Source organism: Streptomyces sp. NPDC048523, assembly GCF_043199815.1.
Lineage (GTDB): Bacteria > Actinomycetota > Actinomycetes > Streptomycetales > Streptomycetaceae > Streptomyces.
In genome coordinates this window covers 38,752-57,195 of sequence record NZ_JBICWQ010000013.1, presented here as the reverse complement: position 1 = coordinate 57,195, position 18,444 = coordinate 38,752, and the positions used below count along the sequence as shown (strand labels likewise).

The following is an 18,444-nucleotide window of genomic DNA, read 5'->3' as shown; positions in this document are numbered from 1 at the left end:
CGTCCGGTCTCCCCTGGCCGCGTGATCCGCGGCCGCGCAGAAGGAGTCAGTGTTGAGAGACAGGTCCTCCCACAGACGCACCCCCCACACCCTGCACCGCAAGGCCGCCGCCGTGGCCCTCGTCGGTGTGTCCGCCCTGATCGCCGCGGCCGTCCAGTCGGGCGCCGCCACCGCAGCCCCGGCGAAGGCACCGTCGGCCGCGAGCAAGGTGATACCGGGCGCCGAGTCCCTCAAGCTCACCCCCGCCCAGCGTGCCGAGCTGATACGCGAGGCGAACGCCACCAAGGCGGACACCGCCAAGGACCTCGGCCTCGGCGCCAAGGAGAAGCTGGTCGTCCGTGACGTCGTCAAGGACGGCAACGGCACGCTCCACACCCGCTACGAGCGCACCTACGACGGTCTGCCCGTCCTCGGCGGCGACCTCGTCGTGGAGACGGCGAAGTCCGGTGCGACCGAGGGTGTCGTCAAGGCGACCGCCAAGGCCATCAAGCCGGCCACCACGACCGCGGCCCTGCCCGCCGCCAAGGCCGAGAAGCAGGCGCTCACGCTCGCGAAGGCGGCCGGCGCCGACAAGGCCGACACCAACCGAGCCCCGCGCAAGGTGATCTGGGCCGGCAACGGCACCCCGACCCTGGCGTACGAGACGGTCGTCGGCGGCCTCCAGGAGGACGGCACGCCGAACGAACTGCACGTCGTCACGGACGCGGCGACCGGCGCGAAGCTCTACGAGTACCAGGGCATCGAGACCGGCACCGGCAACACCACGTACAGCGGCGCGGTCACCCTCGGCACCACGCAGTCCGGCTCCACGTACAACCTCACCGACGGGGCGCGCGGCGGCCACAAGACGTACAACCTCAACCGCGGCACCTCCGGCACCGGCACCCTCTTCTCGGGCCCGGACGACGTCTGGGGCAACGGCAGCTCCTCGAACGCGGAGACGGCCGGCGCGGACGCGCACTACGGTGCCGCGCTCACGTGGGACTACTACAAGAACGTGCAGGGGCGTTCGGGTATCCGCGGTGACGGGGTGGGCGCGTACTCCCGGGTCCACTACGGCAACAACTACGTCAACGCGTTCTGGTCGGACAGCTGCTTCTGCATGACGTACGGCGACGGGTCGGGCAACACCCACCCGCTGACGGCGATCGACGTGGCCGGTCACGAGATGACCCACGGCGTCACGGCGAACACCGCGGGGCTCAACTACTCGGGCGAGTCCGGCGGACTGAACGAGGCGACCTCCGACATCTTCGGCACGGCCGTCGAGTTCTACGCCAACAACTCCGCCGACGTCGGTGACTACCTCATCGGCGAGGAGATCGACATCAACGGCGACGGCACCCCGCTGCGCTACATGGACAAGCCGAGCAAGGACGGCGCGTCCAAGGACAGCTGGTACTCGGGGATCGGGTCGGTGGACGTCCACTACTCGTCCGGCCCCGCGAACCACTTCTTCTACCTCCTGTCGGAGGGCAGCGGCACCAAGACCATCAACGGTGTCACCTACAACTCCCCGACCTCGGACGGCCTCCCGGTCACCGGTATCGGCCGGGACAAGGCGGAGAAGATCTGGTTCCGCGCCCTGACCACCAAGTTCACCTCCACCACCAACTACGCGGCGGCCCGCACCGGCACCCTCGCGGCGGCGGGTGAGCTGTACGGTACGACGAGCGCCGAGTACACGGCCGTGGCGAACGCCTGGGCGGGCGTGGCGGTCGGCTCGCGTCCCGGCGGTGGCGGCGGTGGCGGCACCTCGTTCGAGTCGACCACCGACGTATCGATTCCGGACAACGGGGCGGCGGTCAATTCGCCTGTCACCGTCTCAGGGCGTACGGGCAACGCGCCCTCGAACCTCGCGGTCTCGGTCGACATCGTGCACACCTACATCGGTGACCTCCGGGTGCAGCTGATCGCCCCCGACGGCACGGCGTACACGCTGAAGGCGTACGGCACCGGCGGCAGCACCGACAACCTCAACACCACGTACACGGTGAACGCGTCGTCCGAGGTCGCCAACGGGACCTGGCAGTTGCGGGTCCAGGACAACGCGGCCCAGGACACCGGCTACATCAACGGCTGGAAGCTGACCTTCCCGTAGGTCCGCGACCTCCAAGTCAGGGCGCCGTCCCGGTGGTTCGAATCCCCGGGGCGGCGCCCTCTTTTTGCCTTCCCATGACTGATGGCTTGTTGGCGCTTTGCCCAGGTCAACGCGGTTTACATGCCTGCAATGTTCATCCAGCCGTCGACTTTCGGCCAACATCACTTGGGGGTCATGACATGTACGCGCCTTGATGCCACGCTTCCTCACAACCGCCGCACAACTTCACAACCACCCCGGAGGGCAACCCCACGCCGTCCGGGCTCCCCCACGAAGGAGCTTGTGTGACCCCCCTCTACGCGCGTCACAAGCGCACCACTCTGGCCATCGCCACCGCCGTGGCGGCCGGAGCCCTGCTCACCACCGGCCTTACCACCGGCAGTGCCGCCGCCGTGACCCCGGCCGAGAGCACCGGCAAGGCCACCCTCGCCGGCGCCCCGGTCCAGCTGTCCGCGGCCGCGCGCACCTCCCTCATCAAGGAGCAGCAGGCCGACGCCGGCACCACGGCCCAGGAGATAGGCCTCGGCGCCAAGGAGAAGCTGGTCGTCAAGGACGTCGTCAGAGACGCCGACGGCACGGTCCACACCCGCTACGAGCGCACCTACGACGGCCTGCCCGTCCTCGGCGGCGACCTGGTCGTCCACGAGTCGAAGTCCGGTGCGACCGAGGGCGTCTCCAAGGCGACGAAGGCCACCATCAAGGTCGCCTCCGTGACTCCGAAGCTCTCCGCCGCCAAGGCCGAGACGCAGGCCCTGACCGCCGCCAAGGCCGCGGGCTCGGACAAGACCGCGGCCGACGGCGCGCGCAAGGTGATCTGGGCCGGCAACGGCACGCCCGTCCTCGCCTACGAGACGATCGTCGGCGGCTTCCAGGACGACGGCACCCCGAACCAGCTGCACGTCATCACCGACGCCGCGACCGGCAAGAAGCTCTACGAGTACCAGGGCATCGAGAACGCGACCGGTACCGGCAAGAGCCTGTACTCGGGCACGGTCAGCCTCAGCACCACGCAGTCCGGCTCGACGTACAACCTCACGGACGCCACGCGCGGCAGCCACAAGACGTACAACAAGTCGCACGGCACCAGCTCGTCGGCGGGCACGCTGTTCACGGACGCCGACAACGTGTGGGGCACCGGCGCGGCCTCCAGCTCCACCGCCGACCAGACCGCGGCCGTGGACGCCACCTACGGCGCACAGGAGACGTGGGACTTCTACAAGTCCACCTTCGGCCGCAGCGGCATCAAGAACAACGGCGTCGGCGCGTACTCCCGCGTCCACTACGGCAACGCGTACGTGAACGCGTTCTGGGACGACAGCTGCTTCTGCATGACGTACGGCGACGGCGAGGGCAACGTCAGCCCGCTGACCTCGCTGGACGTGGCCGGCCACGAGATGAGCCACGGCGTCACCTCGAACACGGCGGGCCTGAACTACTCCGGCGAGTCCGGTGGTCTCAACGAGGCGACCTCGGACATCTTCGGCACGGGTGTCGAGTTCTACGCGGCCAACTCCAACGACGTCGGTGACTACCTCATCGGCGAGGAGATCGACATCAACGGCGACGGCACCCCGCTGCGCTACATGGACAAGCCCAGCAAGGACGGCGGCTCGGCGGACTCCTGGTCCTCCTCCGTCGGCAACCTGGACGTCCACTACTCGTCGGGCGTGGCGAACCACTTCTTCTACCTCCTCTCGGAGGGCAGTGGCGCCAAGACCATCAACGGCGTGTCCTACAACTCGCCGACGTCCAACGGCTCCACGGTCACCGGCATCGGCCGCGCCAAGGCGCTGCAGATCTGGTACAAGGCGCTGACGACGTACTTCACGTCGACGACCAACTACAAGTCGGCCCGCACCGGCACGCTCTCCGCGGCGTCCGCCCTGTACGGCTCGACCAGCACCGAGTACAAGGCGGTGGCCGCGGCCTGGTCCGCGGTCAACGTGAGCTAGCTCCACGGGAGACACGACGGGCGGTACCCGGAACGAAGGCATTTCCGGGTGCCGCCCTACTCTTGGGTCCCATGTCCTTCACGTACGACGACGTCGGCGCGACCCGGCGGAGCGGATTCTGCCCGCCCGGCTTCCACCCCCTGCATGTCCGCACGCGCATAGGCGAGGGCCACGACGTCTTCCGGAAGGCCTCCGAGGCGGTCCTGACCTGGGAGATGCACCGCGCCCTCGGCGTCGGCATAGACACCACCGCGGACCGCGCGGCCCCCGACGTGGACGTGACGGTCACCCTGGCCGGCGTCATCAAGGCCCCCTGCCGGGTGGTCTGGACGGTCGAGGAACACCGCCGCGCCGGCTGGGCCTACGGCACCCTGACCGGCCACCCCGAATCCGGCGAGGAGTCCTTCGTCGTCGACCGCACGGGCGACGGCACGGTGTGGCTGACGGTGTCGGCCTTCAGCAGGGGGGCGAAGTGGTATTCCAGGGCGGGCGGCCCGGCGACCCGGGGCCTGCAGCACGCGTACGCGCGAAAGTGCGGAACGGTGCTGCGGAAGCTGTGCGGCGGAGAGGACGCGGGCTGAGCGGAAACCGCCCGGCCCGCGCCCCCGCCGCTCACCGCAGCAGCACCCCGGCCCCCTCCACCACCTCCTCCGAAGGCACCGCCACCACCCCGAGCTCCGCGCCCGACGCCAGCAGTCGATGTGTGGGCAGGATGCGGACCGTGTAGCCGAAGGGGCCCGTGCGGTCCAGGGACAGCGGGCCCTCGTAGACCCAGCGGCCGTCCGGGTCCGGGCCGCCCACCGGCTTCAGCGGGACCGTCGCCGCGTCCGCGATGCGGTCCTCCTCGTCCACGCGGCCGGAGACCGCCTGGACCTCCACGTCGTCCGGGCCGAGCGCGCCGAGACCGACACGGACCCGCAGTCCCAGCGTGGTGCCGAGTTCGGCCGTGGTCGTCGCGGCCGTGGTCTCCAGGTGGTCGACCGTCACCCCGTGCCACTCGGCCCGCACCCTGGCCTTCCACTCCGCCAGTTCGCGCGCCGCGTCCGGGACCATCGTGCGGTGGGCCTCGGCCGCGGGGGCGTAGAGGCGTTCCACGTACTCGCGGACCATGCGGCCCGCCAGGACCTTCGGGCCAAGCAGCGTGAGCGTCTGGCGGACCATCTCGATCCAGCGGTCGGGCAGACCCCCCTGGCCGCGCTCGTAGAAGCGGGGTGTCACCCGCTGTTCCAGGAGGTCGTAGAGGGCGTCGGCCTCTATGTCGTCACGGCGGTCGGGGTCGGTCCCCACGCCGTCCGCGGTCGGGATCGCCCAGCCGAAGTCGGGCTGGAACCACTCGTCCCACCAGCCGTCCAGGACGGACAGGTTCAGGCAGCCGTTGAGTGCCGCCTTCATCCCGCTGGTCCCGCACGCCTCCAGCGGCCGCAGCGGGTTGTTGAGCCAGATGTCGCAGCCCGGGTAGAGCTTCTGGGCCATCGCCATGCCGTAGTCCGGCAGGAACACGATCCGGTGGCGCACCCGCGGGTCGTCGGAGAACCGCACCAGCTCCTGGACGAGCCGTTTTCCGCCGTCGTCCGCCGGGTGCGCCTTGCCCGCCACCACGATCTGGATCGGGCGCTCGGGGTGCAGGAGCAGGTCCATCAGACGGTCGCGGTCCCGCAGCATGAGGGTCAGGCGCTTGTACGACGGGACGCGGCGCGCGAATCCGATGGTCAGCACATCGGGGTCGAGGACACCGTCGATCCAGCCCAACTCCGCCGTCCCGGCACCGCGTTGACGCCAGGACGCGCGCAGCCGGTCCCGTACCTCCATCACCAGCTGCTCCCGCAGCGAACGGCGCAGCTCCCAGACGTCCTGGTCGGGGATGTCTCCCACGGCGTCCCAGCGGTCCGAGCCGCCGACGGTCATCGCGTCCTCGGTGCGCTGGGCGCCGATCTGCCGCGCGCCGAGCCGGAACACCTCGGGCGCGACCCAGGTCGGGGCGTGCACCCCGTTGGTCACGGAGGTGATCGGCACCTCCTCGGGGTCGAATCCCGGCCAGAGTCCGGAGAACATCTCCCGGCTGACCTGCCCGTGCAACAGGGAGACGCCGTTGGCGCGTTGGGCGAGGCGCAGACCCATCACGGCCATGTTGAAGAGGTTGGGTTCGCCGCCCGGGTAGGTCTCCATGCCCAGCGCCAGGATGCGGCCCACGTCCATGCGCGGGAGTTCGGCGTCGGGGCCGAAGTGCCGGGCGACCAGTTCACGGTCGAAGCGGTCGATGCCGGCCGGGACGGGGGTGTGCGTGGTGAACACGGTCCCCGCCCGGACCGCCTCCAGACCGGCGTCGAAGTCCAGCCCCTGGTCGCAGAGTTCGGCGATCCGCTCCAGGCCGAGGAACCCGGCGTGCCCCTCGTTGGTGTGGAAGACCTCGGGGTCGGCGTGGCCGGTCAGCCGGCAGTACGTCCGTACGGCCCGGACGCCCCCTATGCCGAGCAGCATCTCCTGGAGCAGCCGGTGTTCGCTGCCGCCGCCGTACAACCGGTCGGTCACCCCGCGTTCGCCGAGGTCGTTGTCCTCGACGTCGGAGTCCAGCATCAGCAGGGGCACGCGGCCGACCTGGGCGAGCCAGATCCGGGCGTGCAGCTGCCTGCCGCCGGGCAGGGCCAGCGACACCTGGGCCGGGGTGCCGTCGGCCTCCCTCAGCAGCGCCACCGGCAGCTCGTGGGGGTCCAGGACCGGATAGTGCTCCTGCTGCCAGCCGTCCCGGGACAGGGTCTGGCGGAAGTAGCCGTGGCGGTACAGCAGGCCCACACCGATCAGCGGTACGCCCAGGTCGCTGGCGGCCTTCAGATGGTCGCCCGCCAGGATGCCCAGACCGCCGGAGTACTGCGGCAGGGCGGCCGTGACGCCGAACTCGGGCGAGAAGTAGGCGACGGCGGCCGGGAGTTCACCGGTGTGGGCCTGATACCAGCGCTCACCGGTGACGTAGTCGTGGAGATCGTCGGCGGCCGCGGTGAGCCGGCGCAGGAAACGGCGGTCCTCGGCGAGTTCGGCGAGCCGGGCGGGGCGCACGCTGCCGAGCAGCCGTACGGGATCACCGCCCGAGGCGGCCCAGCGTTCCGGATCGACGGACTGGAAGAGATCACGGGTCTCCGCGTGCCAGGACCAGCGCAGATTGCGCGCCAGATCGCTCAGGGGCCGCAGGGCATCGGGGAGTACGGGTCGGACGGTGAATCGACGGATCGCCTTCACATTCCACCTCGGCGAGCGGAGCGGAGTGGGACACACGGCGGTGTGCGTCCCGTCTTCAGCCTTGACGGTATCCGTGCGGAGGGTGTCGTCACCACGGCGCGGTTCACAGCAGAAGGCCGTGTCGCCCTCAAGCCCTCCCGGATCGAACAGTCCGGAAATCGCCGCAACCTCCCCACGTCCTCCCATAGCGGATATGGCCGATTACACCCCCGTAGGCGTCCTTGTGGTACTTCACACCGCACGAGAGGCTGCCCCATGGCGTACCGCCCGGCGCCGGGTGCATCCGGCGTGCCGTGGCTGCCGTACGCCGAGGTGAGGAGGGGAACTCAAGTCATGGCACGGACGCGCAATCGGCGTCTGCGCTGGGTGGGGGGCCTGACCGCGGTGAGCTGTGCCGCCGCTCTTTCGGCCATCACCCCGCCCGCGCACGCCGCACCACAGGGGCGGATACTCGGCGCCGGAGAGCCCGGTTCCGTCAGCGGGAGTTACCTGGTGACACTCAAGGGGGGAACGCAGGCCCGGTCGGTGGCCGGAAAGGACATCGCCGAGAAGTACGGGGCGAAAATCAGCCATACCTATGGCGCGGTGCTCAACGGCTACGCCGTGCGGACCGACGAGAGACGGGCCGGGCGACTGGCGGCGGACCCACGGGTCGCCTCGGTCGTCCAGGACACCCGGGTGACCCTGGAGGGCATCCAGAAGAACCCGCCGTCCTGGGGCCTCGACCGCCTGGACCAGCCGAAGGCGTCGCCGGACAGGTCCTACACCTGGCCGCGGTCCGCGGGCGCCGGGACGACGGTGTACGTGATCGACACCGGCATCCGGATCTCCCACAAGGACTTCGGGGGCCGGGCGTCCTACGGCTGGGACTTCGTCGGGAGCGACCCCTCGGCGGGCGACGGCAACGGCCACGGCACCCATGTCGCGGCCACCGTCGCCGGCACCGGATACGGCGTCGCGAAACGGGCCGAGGTGGTCGCCGTACGCGTCCTCGACAGCACCGGATCGGGCACGATCGCCCAGGTCATCGCGGGTGTCGACTGGGTGACGAAGCATGCGCGCAAGCCGGCGGTCGCCAACCTCAGCCTGGCCGGTCACCACAGTGCCCAGCTCGACGCCGCCGTCCGCACCTCCATCGCGTCCGGGGTGACCTACACGGTCGCCGCGGGCAACGACGGACGGTCGGCCGGGCTGTACTCCCCCGCCGACGTGCCCCAGGCGATCACGGTCGGCGCGACCGACCCGACGGACGCACGGGCGGGTTTCTCCAATTACGGATCGGCTCTCGATCTGTTCGCCCCAGGTGTATCGATCGTTTCGGCGGGCATCCGCAGTGACACCGCCAGGGCGACCTACTCGGGTACGTCGATGGCCACCCCGCACGCGGCGGGCGCGGCCGCGCTCTACCTGGCCGACCATCCGAGGGCCACTCCGGCCCAGGTCGGCAAAGCGTTGGTCAAGCTGGCGGCCTCCGGGACGGTGTCCGGTCGGGGGGCCGGTTCACCGGACAAACTCCTTCAGGTGCCCGGTTCCTAGGGGAAGGCGTCCGCAAGCCGGCCCCGTTCGGCCAGAACGGGGCCGGTTTTGTGTAAAGACATACGCGTGAGTAGTTAGCAAAGTGCCGGATTGCTCACCCGAATAGGGTGGGAAGGCTCCTGCGGTAGACGCCTCAGGACCCCCTCCCACATACATCCGCCCACCCGAAGTTGACGCGGACAGGAGCGGTCATGCCCGCCACGCACCACCAGTCAGCACCCCTGACGTCCACCACACGCCCCGTCGACCCCGGACCGCCGCCCGAGGAGCGACCCTCCACGGAGGCGGGACCGGCTACGGCCGTCGGCCGCATACCCGTCCTCGACGTCCGCCCGGTCGTCCAGCGAGGACGCCGGCCCGCCAAGGCGGTCACCGGCGAGACGTTCGAGATCTCGGCCACCGTGTTCCGTGAGGGTCATGACGCGGTCGCCGCCAATGTCGTACTGAGGGATCCGGAAGACCGCGCCGGGCCCTGGACCCCCATGCGGGAACTCACCCCGGGCACCGACCGCTGGGGCGCCACCGTCACCGCCGGGACACCCGGCCTGTGGACCTTCACCGTCGAGGCCTGGGGCGACCCGATCACCACCTGGCGGCACCACGCCCAGATCAAGATCCCGGCCGGCATGGACACCGAACTGGTCCTGGAGGAGGGCGCCCGGCTCTACGAGCGGGCCGCCGCCGGCGTGCCCGACGACGGCCGGAACGGCGTGATCCTCGCGGCCGTCCGCGCCCTCCGCGACGAGACCCGGCCGGCCGCCGCCCGTCTCGCCGCAGCACTGACGCCCGAGGTGGACGCGGTGCTGGCGCGGTATCCGCTGCGGGAGTTGATCACGGCGTCGGAGACGTTGCCGCTGCTGGTGGAGCGGGAGCGGGCGCTGTTCGGGTCGTGGTACGAGTTCTTCCCGCGTTCGGAGGGCACGCCGGAGCACCCGCACGGCACGTTCCGTACCGCGGCCCGGCGGCTGCCGGCGATCGCCGCGATGGGTTTCGACGTGGTGTATCTGCCGCCGATCCATCCGATCGGCACGACGTTTCGCAAGGGCCGCAACAACACCCTGTCCGCGGGCCCGGACGATGTGGGCGTGCCGTGGGCGATCGGTTCGCCGGAGGGCGGGCATGACGCGGTCCACCCGGATCTGGGCACGATCGAGGACTTCGACTGGTTCGTGCAGGAGGCCAAGGGGCAGGGTCTGGAGATCGCGCTGGACTTCGCCCTGCAGTGCTCCCCCGATCACCCTTGGGTGCACAAGCACCCGGAGTGGTTCCACCACCGCCCCGACGGCACCATCGCGTATGCGGAGAACCCGCCGAAGAAGTACCAGGACATCTACCCGATCGCCTTCGACGCCGACCTGGAGGGGCTGATCGCGGAGACGCTGCGGGTGCTGCGGCACTGGATGGACCACGGGGTGCGGATCTTCCGGGTGGACAATCCGCACACCAAGCCGGTGGTGTTCTGGGAGCGGGTGATCGCGGACATCAACGCCACCGACCCGGACGTGATCTTCCTGGCGGAGGCGTTCACCCGGCCGGCGATGATGCACACCCTGGCGCAGATCGGCTTCCAGCAGTCGTACACGTACTACACCTGGCGCACCACCAAGGAAGAGCTCACCGAGTACCTGACGGAGCTCTCGGGTGAGGCGGCCTCCTACATGCGGCCGAACTTCTTCACCAACACCCCCGACATCCTGCATGAATTCCTCCAGCACGGCGGCCGTCCGGCGTTCGCGCTGCGCGCCGTCCTGGCCGCCACCCTCTCGCCGACCTGGGGCATCTACTCCGGCTACGAACTGGCGGAGAACACCCCGGTGCGGGAGGGCAGCGAGGAGTACCTGGACTCGGAGAAGTACCAGCTCAAGGCCCGCGACTGGGACCGCGAGGACAGCCTCGCCCCCCTGATCACCCAGCTCAACACGATCAGGCGGGACAGCCCGGCCCTACGGCAGCTGCGTGACCTCCACTTCCACCACGCGGACAAGGACGAGGTGATCGCGTACTCGAAGCGGAGCGGCTCGAACACGGTTCTGGTGGTCGTGAACCTCGATCCGCACCACACCCAGGAGGCCACGGTCTCGTTGGACATGCCGCAACTCGGCCTGGAATGGCACGAGTCGGTGCCGGTGCGCGACGAGCTCACCGGCGAGACCTACCACTGGGGCAGGGCGAACTACGTGCGTCTCGAACCGGGCACTCGCCCCGCGCACATCCTCACCGTCCTGCGACCGTCCACCCCGCAGATCGGAGGGTCACCCACAATATGATCGTCAACGAGCCCGTCCACGACACCTTCGAGGACACACCCGCCAAGGACCGGGACCCGGATTGGTTCAAGCGCGCGGTCTTCTACGAGGTGCTGGTCCGCTCCTTCCAGGACAGCAACGGCGACGGTGTCGGCGACCTCAAGGGCCTGACCGCCAAACTCGACTACCTGCAGTGGCTGGGCGTCGACTGCCTGTGGCTGCCGCCGTTCTTCAAGTCACCGCTCCGGGACGGCGGCTACGACGTCTCGGACTACACCGCCGTGCTGCCGGAGTTCGGTGACCTCGCCGACTTCGTGGAGTTCGTCGACGCCGCCCACCAGCGCGGCATGCGGGTCATCATCGACTTCGTCATGAACCACACCAGCGACCAGCACCCGTGGTTCCAGGAGTCCCGCAGGGACCCCGACGGCCCCTACGGCGACTACTACACGTGGGCCGACGACGACAAGCAGTTCCCGGACGCGCGGATCATCTTCGTCGACACCGAGGCGTCCAACTGGACCTTCGACCCGGTCCGCAAGCAGTACTACTGGCACCGCTTCTTCTCCCACCAGCCGGACCTCAACTACGAGAACCCGGCCGTGCAGGAGGAGATCATCTCCGCACTGCGGTTCTGGCTGGACCTGGGCATCGACGGCTTCCGCCTCGACGCCGTGCCGTACCTCTACCAGGAGGAAGGCACCAACTGCGAAAACCTTCCGGCAACCCACGAGTTCCTGAAGCGGGTCCGCAAGGAGATCGACGCGTCCTATCCGGACACGGTGCTCCTCGCGGAGGCGAACCAGTGGCCGGAGGACGTGGTCGACTACTTCGGCGACTACGAGGCCGGCGGCGACGAGTGCCACATGGCGTTCCACTTCCCGGTCATGCCGCGCATCTTCATGGCGGTCCGCCGGGAGTCGCGCTACCCGGTCTCGGAGATCCTCGCCAAGACCCCGGCGATCCCACAGAACTGCCAGTGGGGCATCTTCCTGCGCAACCACGACGAGCTGACCCTGGAAATGGTCACCGACGAGGAACGCGACTACATGTGGGCCGAGTACGCCAAGGACCCGCGGATGCGCGCCAACATCGGCATCCGGCGCAGGCTCGCCCCCCTGCTCGACAACGACCGCAACCAGATCGAGCTGTTCACCGCCCTGCTGCTGTCCCTGCCCGGCTCGCCGATCCTGTACTACGGCGACGAGATCGGCATGGGCGACAACATCTGGCTCGGCGACCGGGACGCGGTCCGCACCCCGATGCAGTGGACACCGGACCGTAACGCAGGGTTTTCCTCCAGTGACCCCGGGCGGCTGTATCTGCCGACCATCATGGACCCGGTCTACGGTTACCAGGTCACCAACGTCGAGGCGTCGATGGCGTCGCCCTCCTCGTTGCTGCACTGGACCCGCCGGATGATCGAGATCCGCAAGCAGAACGCCGCCTTCGGCCTCGGCTCCTACACCGAGCTCCCGTCGTCGAACCCGGCGGTGATCGCGTTCCTGAGGGAGTACGAGGACGACCTGGTCCTGTGCGTCCACAACTTCTCCAGGTTCGCGCAGCCGACGGAACTGGACCTGAGCGCCTTCAACGGACGGCATCCGGTCGAGCTGTTCGGCGGGGTGCGGTTCCCGGCCATCGGTGATCTGCCGTACTTGCTGACGCTCGCCGGGCACGGGTTCTACTGGTTCCGGCTCCGCAAGGAACCCGCCTAGCCGACGAAGGCCCGGGTGGGGCGGTTTCCACCGCCCCACCCGGGGCACGCATCAGTAACACCCCGACCAGCCAGCCCGGGGAAAGGACGCCACCCCATGTCGGAAGCCGTCACCCGCACCGCCACGACAAGTTCAGGCATCCTCGCCTCGCTTGATCCACTCCTGCGCGAGTGGCTGCCACGGCAGCGCTGGTTCGCGGGCAAGGGCCGCCCGGTCACCGGGTTCTCCCTGGTGGCGGCCACCGAGCTGCTGCCGCCCACCGCCAAGCTCGGCCTCTACCACCTGCTGGTCCGCGCCCACCAGCCGCTCACCGTGGGCGCCGCGCCGCACCCCGGGGACTGCTATCAGCTCCTCATAGGCGTGCGCGAGGCGCTGCCGCCCCGGCTGGCGCCCGCGCTGATCGGCCATGCCGAGGAGGGCCCGCTCACCGGCCGTACCGCGTACGACGCCCTCTACGACCCACTGCCCGCCGAACTGCTCCTGGAGGCGATCCGCTCCGGGACCCGGATCGGCGGGCTGTCTTTCGGGCGGGACCCGCAGCAGGAGATCCGCGAGGGCCTGGTGGCCCGGGTGATGACCGCCGAGCAGTCCAATTCGTCGATCGTCTACGGAGATACGTTCATCCTGAAGCTCCTGCGCCGGGTCGTGCCCGGCGTCAACCCCGACCTGGAGCTGCCGCTGGCGCTGGCCCGCGAGGGCTGCCCCCGGGTGCCCGCGCCCACGGGGTGGCTGCGGGCGGAGCTGGACGGAGAGCCGTACACGCTCGGCGTGCTCCAGCCCTTCGTACAGGGCGCCTCGGACGGCTGGGAGCTGGCCCTGCGGGAGCTCGCCAAGGGCGAGGACTTCAGCGCCGAGGCGCACGCGCTCGGGCGGGCCACCGCCGAGGTGCACACCGCGCTCGCCCGGGCGCTGCCCACCGTGACGCTGGGCCACCAGCAGCTGCGCCTGCTGGTCGACGGCATGATCGAGCGGCTGGAGGCGGCCGTACAGGCGGTGCCCGCGCTCCGGCCGCACGCTCCGGGCCTGCGCTCCGCCTTCACCGCGCTGGGCGATCTCGCCGCCGAGGGCAGCACCTGGACCGCGCAGCGCATCCACGGCGACCTCCACCTCGGCCAGTGCCTGCGCTCGGCCGCCGGGCACTGGTCGCTGATCGACTTCGAGGGCGAGCCGTCCAAGCCGCTCTCCGAACGCCGGCTGCCGCAGCCCACGGCCCGGGACATCGCCGGGATGCTGCGCTCCTTCGACTACGCGGCACACTCGACCGATCTGCCGGTACCGGGCTGGGCCGAAGCCTGCCGGGCCGCGTACTGTTCCGGATACGCCGAGGTCAGCGGCGTGGACCCGCGGACCGACCCGGTGCTGCTGCGCGCCTACGAGACCGACAAGGCCATATACGAGGTCGTCTACGAGGCCCGGCACCGCCCGGACTGGCTGCAGGTGCCCATGGCCGCGGTCGCGCGGTACGCGACAACCGACCTGATCTGACCGACCCGACTCCCGCCGAGGAGGCTCCACCCGTGACTCCGCCCACCCCCAGCGGTTCGGACCCGAAGAAGACTGTGAAGAAGAAGGCCGCGGAGAAGGCAGTGACCACGAAGGCCTCGGCGAAGAAGGCTGAGCCGGTGGCCAAGAAGGCGCCCGCGAAGAAGGCCGGTGCCGGGAAGACGGCTGCCGACGCGGCGGGCATCGTGAAGGCGGTCGCCAAGAAGGTCGGCGCGAAGAAGGCCGCCGCCGAGAAGGACGTTGCCAAGCGGGCCGTTGCCAAGAAGGCGCTGGTCAAGGATGCGGCCGTCGACAAGCCTGTCGTGAAGAAGGCGACCGCCAAGAAGGCAGCCGTCAAGAAGACCACGGCGAAGAAGGCCGTAGTGAAGAAGGCCGTAGTGAAGAAGGTGACCGCGAAGAAGACCGTGGCGCCGAAGGTGGTCGCCGAGGACGCCGTCGTGGAGCCGGTCGCGCCGGTCGCTGCCGAAGAGGCCACCGCCCCTGCGTCCGTTCCGCCGTCGGAGGTGCCCGTCTCCCCCGCCCTCGACGGCGGCGACCGGGAGCGGCTGCTGTCCGGCACCCACCACGATCCGCACGGGGTGCTCGGCGCGCACCGCGTTCCCGGCGGGGTGGCCTTCCGGGCGTTCCGTCCCTACGCCACGGGCGTCACGGTCGTGGCCGGGGACGTGCGTGCGGAACTGCACGACGACGGTGACGGCTTCTTCTCCGGCCTGGTGCCCCTGAGCGAGGTGCCCTCCTACCGGCTGCTCGTGGCGTACGAGGAGACGGTCCAGGAGACCGAGGACGCGTACGCCTTCCTGCCCGCGCTCGGCGACCTCGACCTGCATCTGATCGGCGAGGGCCGGCACGAGCAGCTGTGGACGGCGCTGGGCGCGCAGCCCATGACCCACCAGGGCGTGGCGGGAACACGCTTCACGGTGTGGGCGCCGAACGCGCGCGGTGTGCGGGTGGCCGGCACCTTCAACTTCTGGGACCCCTCGGCGTTCGCCATGCGCTCGCTGGGCGGCACCGGGGTCTGGGAGCTGTTCGTGCCCGGGGTCGGCGAGGGCGAGCTGTACAAGTTCGAGATCACCCGCCCCGACGGCTCCAAGACCCTGCGCGCGGACCCGCTGGCCCGCCGCACGGAGGTCCCGCCCAACACGTCCTCGATCATCCACGCCTCGCACCACGAGTGGCAGGACGAGGAGTGGCTGGCGAACCGGGCGGCCGGCGCCCCTGCCCACGAGGCCCCCTTCTCGGTCTACGAGATCCATCTCCCGTCCTGGCGACCGGGCCTGACCTACCGTCAGCTCGCCGAGCAACTGCCCGCCTACGTCAAGGACATGGGCTTCACCCACGTCGAGCTGATGCCGGTCGCCGAGCACCCCTTCGGCGGCTCCTGGGGCTACCAGGTCACCGGCTTCTACGCGCCGACGGCACGCCTGGGCACTCCGGACGACTTCAAGTACCTGGTCGACGCGCTCCACCAGGCCGGTATCGGCGTCCTGATGGACTGGGTGCCGGCCCACTTCCCGCGCGACGACTGGGCGCTCGCCGAGTTCGACGGCCGCCCCCTGTACGAACACGAGGACCCGCTCCGCTCGGCCCACCCCGACTGGGGCACGCTGGAGTTCGACTACGGCCGCCGTGAGGTCCGCAACTTCCTGGTGGCGAACGCCATTTACTGGTGCGAGGAGTTCCACATCGACGGCCTGCGGGTCGACGCGGTCGCCTCGATGCTCTACCTCGACTACTCGCGCGAGCCGGGCCAGTGGGTCCCGAACGTGCACGGCGGCCGGGAGAACCTGGACGCGGTGGACTTCCTCCAGGAGATGAACGCGACGGTGTACCGGCGGGTCCCGGGCGTGGTGACGGTCGCGGAGGAGTCCACGGCCTGGGACGGGGTCACCCGCGCGACGCATCACATGGGCCCGGGCGGCTTCGGCGGGCTCGGTTTCGGCCTGAAGTGGAACATGGGCTGGATGCACGACTCGCTGGACTACATGGCCCACGAGCCCGTGCACCGCAAGTACCACCACCACGAGATGACGTTCTCGATGGTGTACGCGTACAGCGAGAACTACGTCCTGCCGATCTCCCACGACGAGGTCGTGCACGGCAAGGGCTCACTGGTCTCGAAGATGCCGGGCGACTGGTGGCAGCAGCGGGCCAACCTGCGCGCCTACCTGGCCTTCATGTGGGCGCACCCCGGCAAGCAACTCCTCTTCATGGGCCAGGAGTTCGCCCAGGGGGCCGAGTGGTCCGAGGCCCACGGCCCCGACTGGTGGCTGCTGGATCCGGCGTACGGCGCGGAGGCCGAGCACCGGGGCGTGCGCGACCTGGTCCGCGACCTGAACGTTGTCTACCGCCACACCCCGGCCCTCTGGCAGTGCGACACGAACCCCGCGGGCTTCCAGTGGATCGTCGGCGACGCGTCCGAGGACAACGTCTTCGCCTTCCTCCGCTACGACGCGGAGGGCTCCCCGCTCCTCGCGGTCTCCAACCTCTCCCCGGTGGTCCGCCCCAACTACCGCCTGGGCGCCCCGGACGACGTCCCGGCCTGGCTGGAGTCCCTGAACACCGACCTCGCCAAGTACGGCGGCGGCGACGTCACCAACCCCGACATCCTCAAACCGGACCCCCAGCCCTGGCACGGCCGCCCGGCCAGCATCCAGGTGACACTGCCACCCCTGGCCACGGTGTGGCTGAGGCCGGCGTAGGAGGCGTGGACGGGGAACCTCAGCGACCGCCGAGCATCAGCTTGCGCAGGATCGCCAGCAGCCCGCGGGGCTCAGGCTCCGTCGGCGACGCCACCGGCGTCCCCGACGGAGTCGTGTGCCGGGGTACGGCGAACACCCCCGCCTCCAGCTCATACCGCACCGGCAACAACCGCAGCCCCCGCACCACCGGCCCCGACCGCCACGGCAACTGATCCGGTGGCAGGGTCAGCTCCGCGCGGACGAAGTGATCCAGCACTCTTCCCACCGCGGTCGCCACGATCGTCCCGCCCAACTCCCGCGCCGCGCTCGGGCATTGGTGCGGGCCCGCGCCCCACCCCAGATGCGCCCGGGTGGACACCGTCGATCCGACCAGGTGCGAGGAGCTGATAGCCAGCAGGTCGCGGTGGGCCGCCGCGGCGGAGGGGGAGACCGCGTCCCCCGCCCGCACCCACACCTCCCCCAACCGCACATCCCGCGCCGCGAAGCGGAAGCACATGTTGGCCACCGGAGGATTCGCCAGCGCCGCCCGGTTGACCGTTTCTCCCAGCTGCCCCGCCGACAGGCTCCGGCGGACCGTCGCGTTCCCCCGCAGCACCTCCAGCAGGGTGTTGAGCACCATGTTCCCGGTGATGTCGTTCAGGTACACGGCGTTCATGAACAGCTCCCGCCCGAGCTGCTCGTCGCTCAGCCCGGGGTCCGCGAGCAGCATGTACGACGTGAGGTCGTCACCCGGCCGGGCCCTGCGATGCGCGGCGAGCCGGGTGAAGGCCCCGAGCGCACGCGCCGTCGCCGGTGCCGAGCCGGGTCCGCCGTCCAGCATCCGCCACAGGTCCATGACCAGTTCGTCGCCCAACTCCACAGGGCAGCCGAACAGCTTGGTCGTGACCATCAGCAGCAGGGGCCGCGTGAACTGCGCCCCGAGATCGGCGAAACCCACGGTCCCCGATTCGGCGGCCAGCATCCCGACCAGCTCGTCGGCGTACCGCGTGACCGCGGCCCGCAGCTCCCACCCCTCCGGACTCCGCGCGTCCTGGAAGGGGCTCAGTGCCGAGTGATGCGTTCGCCGGGCCCCCAGATGCTCCTCGTCGTCCATGAACATCATCTGCCGTACCTCGTAACCGGCCAGCAGCGGCCAGTCCCGCGGCAGCCGCCCCTCGGCCCGCGCCCGCCAGTACCGGATGTCCCGCCGCCACAGGTTCTCGTTCCGCAGCACCTCGGTCACCTCGGTGTACCCGAGGACCAGCCACACCGGCACCCCCAGCAGACCGACCGGCGCGACCGGCCCGTAGGTGCCGCGCAGCCGTTCGTACACCGCCCCGGGGTCGACGTCGAACTCGGCGGTGAGCAGCGGCTCGACGGACAGCGACCCGAGTACGGGGCCGTCGGCCGGCGGGGTCGCGTCGGAGTGGGCTTCCATACCGCAACGCATACCGCACCGGCCGTGCACAAGCAGTGACC

Annotated in this window: 10 protein-coding genes; 8 read left to right on the top strand and 2 right to left on the bottom strand. The window is 70.1% G+C overall.

Annotated features, from left to right (window positions below):
- The first annotated feature begins 52 nt into the window (after window positions 1–52).
- From ACGFWE_RS39780 to ACGFWE_RS39770, 3 genes are all read left to right on the top strand, one after another.
- Window positions 53–2,101 carry a M4 family metallopeptidase gene (locus tag ACGFWE_RS39780; protein ID WP_393605145.1) on the top strand — a complete coding sequence of 683 codons (2,049 nt, stop codon included), beginning with the start codon at window positions 53–55 and terminating at the stop codon, window positions 2,099–2,101.
- Window positions 2,102–2,385: 284 nt separating this feature from the next.
- A complete protein-coding gene (locus ACGFWE_RS39775) occupies window positions 2,386–4,053 on the top strand; it encodes a M4 family metallopeptidase (protein ID WP_352389293.1) in 1,668 nt (555 codons plus the stop codon).
- Window positions 4,054–4,124: 71 nt separating this feature from the next.
- On the top strand, window positions 4,125–4,634 hold the full coding sequence (locus ACGFWE_RS39770; protein ID WP_352389292.1) for a DUF1990 domain-containing protein: 510 nt from the start codon (window positions 4,125–4,127) through the stop codon (window positions 4,632–4,634).
- Between the two features lie 31 nt (window positions 4,635–4,665).
- Here the strand turns inward: ACGFWE_RS39770 and ACGFWE_RS39765 are convergent, their stop codons facing one another.
- Complete coding sequence (locus ACGFWE_RS39765) at window positions 4,666–7,284, bottom strand: glycosyltransferase family 1 protein (protein WP_352389291.1); 2,619 nt, start codon at window positions 7,282–7,284, stop codon at window positions 4,666–4,668.
- A 333-nt stretch (window positions 7,285–7,617) separates the two neighbouring features.
- Here ACGFWE_RS39765 and ACGFWE_RS39760 point away from each other — a divergent pair, with 333 nt between their 5' ends.
- From ACGFWE_RS39760 to glgB, 5 genes are all read left to right on the top strand, one after another.
- Entirely contained in the window at window positions 7,618–8,820 is a 1,203-nt protein-coding gene (locus ACGFWE_RS39760; protein WP_393605142.1) for a S8 family peptidase, read from the top strand.
- A 191-nt stretch (window positions 8,821–9,011) separates the two neighbouring features.
- Window positions 9,012–11,087, top strand: coding sequence for an alpha-1,4-glucan--maltose-1-phosphate maltosyltransferase (locus ACGFWE_RS39755; RefSeq protein WP_393605140.1), 2,076 nt, complete (start codon window positions 9,012–9,014; stop codon window positions 11,085–11,087).
- Window positions 11,084–12,784: a maltose alpha-D-glucosyltransferase gene (gene treS, locus ACGFWE_RS39750; protein ID WP_352392118.1), complete on the top strand. Its 1,701-nt coding sequence runs from the start codon at window positions 11,084–11,086 to the stop codon at window positions 12,782–12,784. The genes ACGFWE_RS39755 and treS overlap by 4 nt, the downstream gene beginning before the upstream one ends.
- 96 nt (window positions 12,785–12,880) lie before the next feature.
- A complete protein-coding gene (locus ACGFWE_RS39745) occupies window positions 12,881–14,269 on the top strand; it encodes a maltokinase (RefSeq protein WP_393605138.1) in 1,389 nt (462 codons plus the stop codon).
- 32 nt (window positions 14,270–14,301) lie between these two features.
- Window positions 14,302–16,986 carry a 1,4-alpha-glucan branching enzyme gene (gene glgB / locus ACGFWE_RS39740; protein ID WP_393605136.1) on the top strand — a complete coding sequence of 895 codons (2,685 nt, stop codon included), beginning with the start codon at window positions 14,302–14,304 and terminating at the stop codon, window positions 16,984–16,986.
- A gap of 19 nt (window positions 16,987–17,005) precedes the next feature.
- Here the strand turns inward: glgB and ACGFWE_RS39735 are convergent, their stop codons facing one another.
- Window positions 17,006–18,403: a cytochrome gene (locus ACGFWE_RS39735; RefSeq protein ID WP_352392121.1), complete on the bottom strand. Its 1,398-nt coding sequence runs from the start codon at window positions 18,401–18,403 to the stop codon at window positions 17,006–17,008.
- Window positions 18,404–18,444 lie beyond the last annotated feature (41 nt).

Coding starts and splice junctions, on each gene's coding strand:
- ACGFWE_RS39770 (WP_352389292.1), top strand. CDS start 4,125: ATGTCCTTCACGTACGACGACGTCGGCGCGACCCGGCGGAGCGGATTC.
- ACGFWE_RS39745 (WP_393605138.1), top strand. CDS start 12,881: ATGTCGGAAGCCGTCACCCGCACCGCCACGACAAGTTCAGGCATCCTC.
- treS (WP_352392118.1), top strand. CDS start 11,084: ATGATCGTCAACGAGCCCGTCCACGACACCTTCGAGGACACACCCGCC.
- ACGFWE_RS39735 (WP_352392121.1), bottom strand. CDS start 18,403: ATGGAAGCCCACTCCGACGCGACCCCGCCGGCCGACGGCCCCGTACTC.
- ACGFWE_RS39755 (WP_393605140.1), top strand. CDS start 9,012: ATGCCCGCCACGCACCACCAGTCAGCACCCCTGACGTCCACCACACGC.
- ACGFWE_RS39760 (WP_393605142.1), top strand. CDS start 7,618: ATGGCACGGACGCGCAATCGGCGTCTGCGCTGGGTGGGGGGCCTGACC.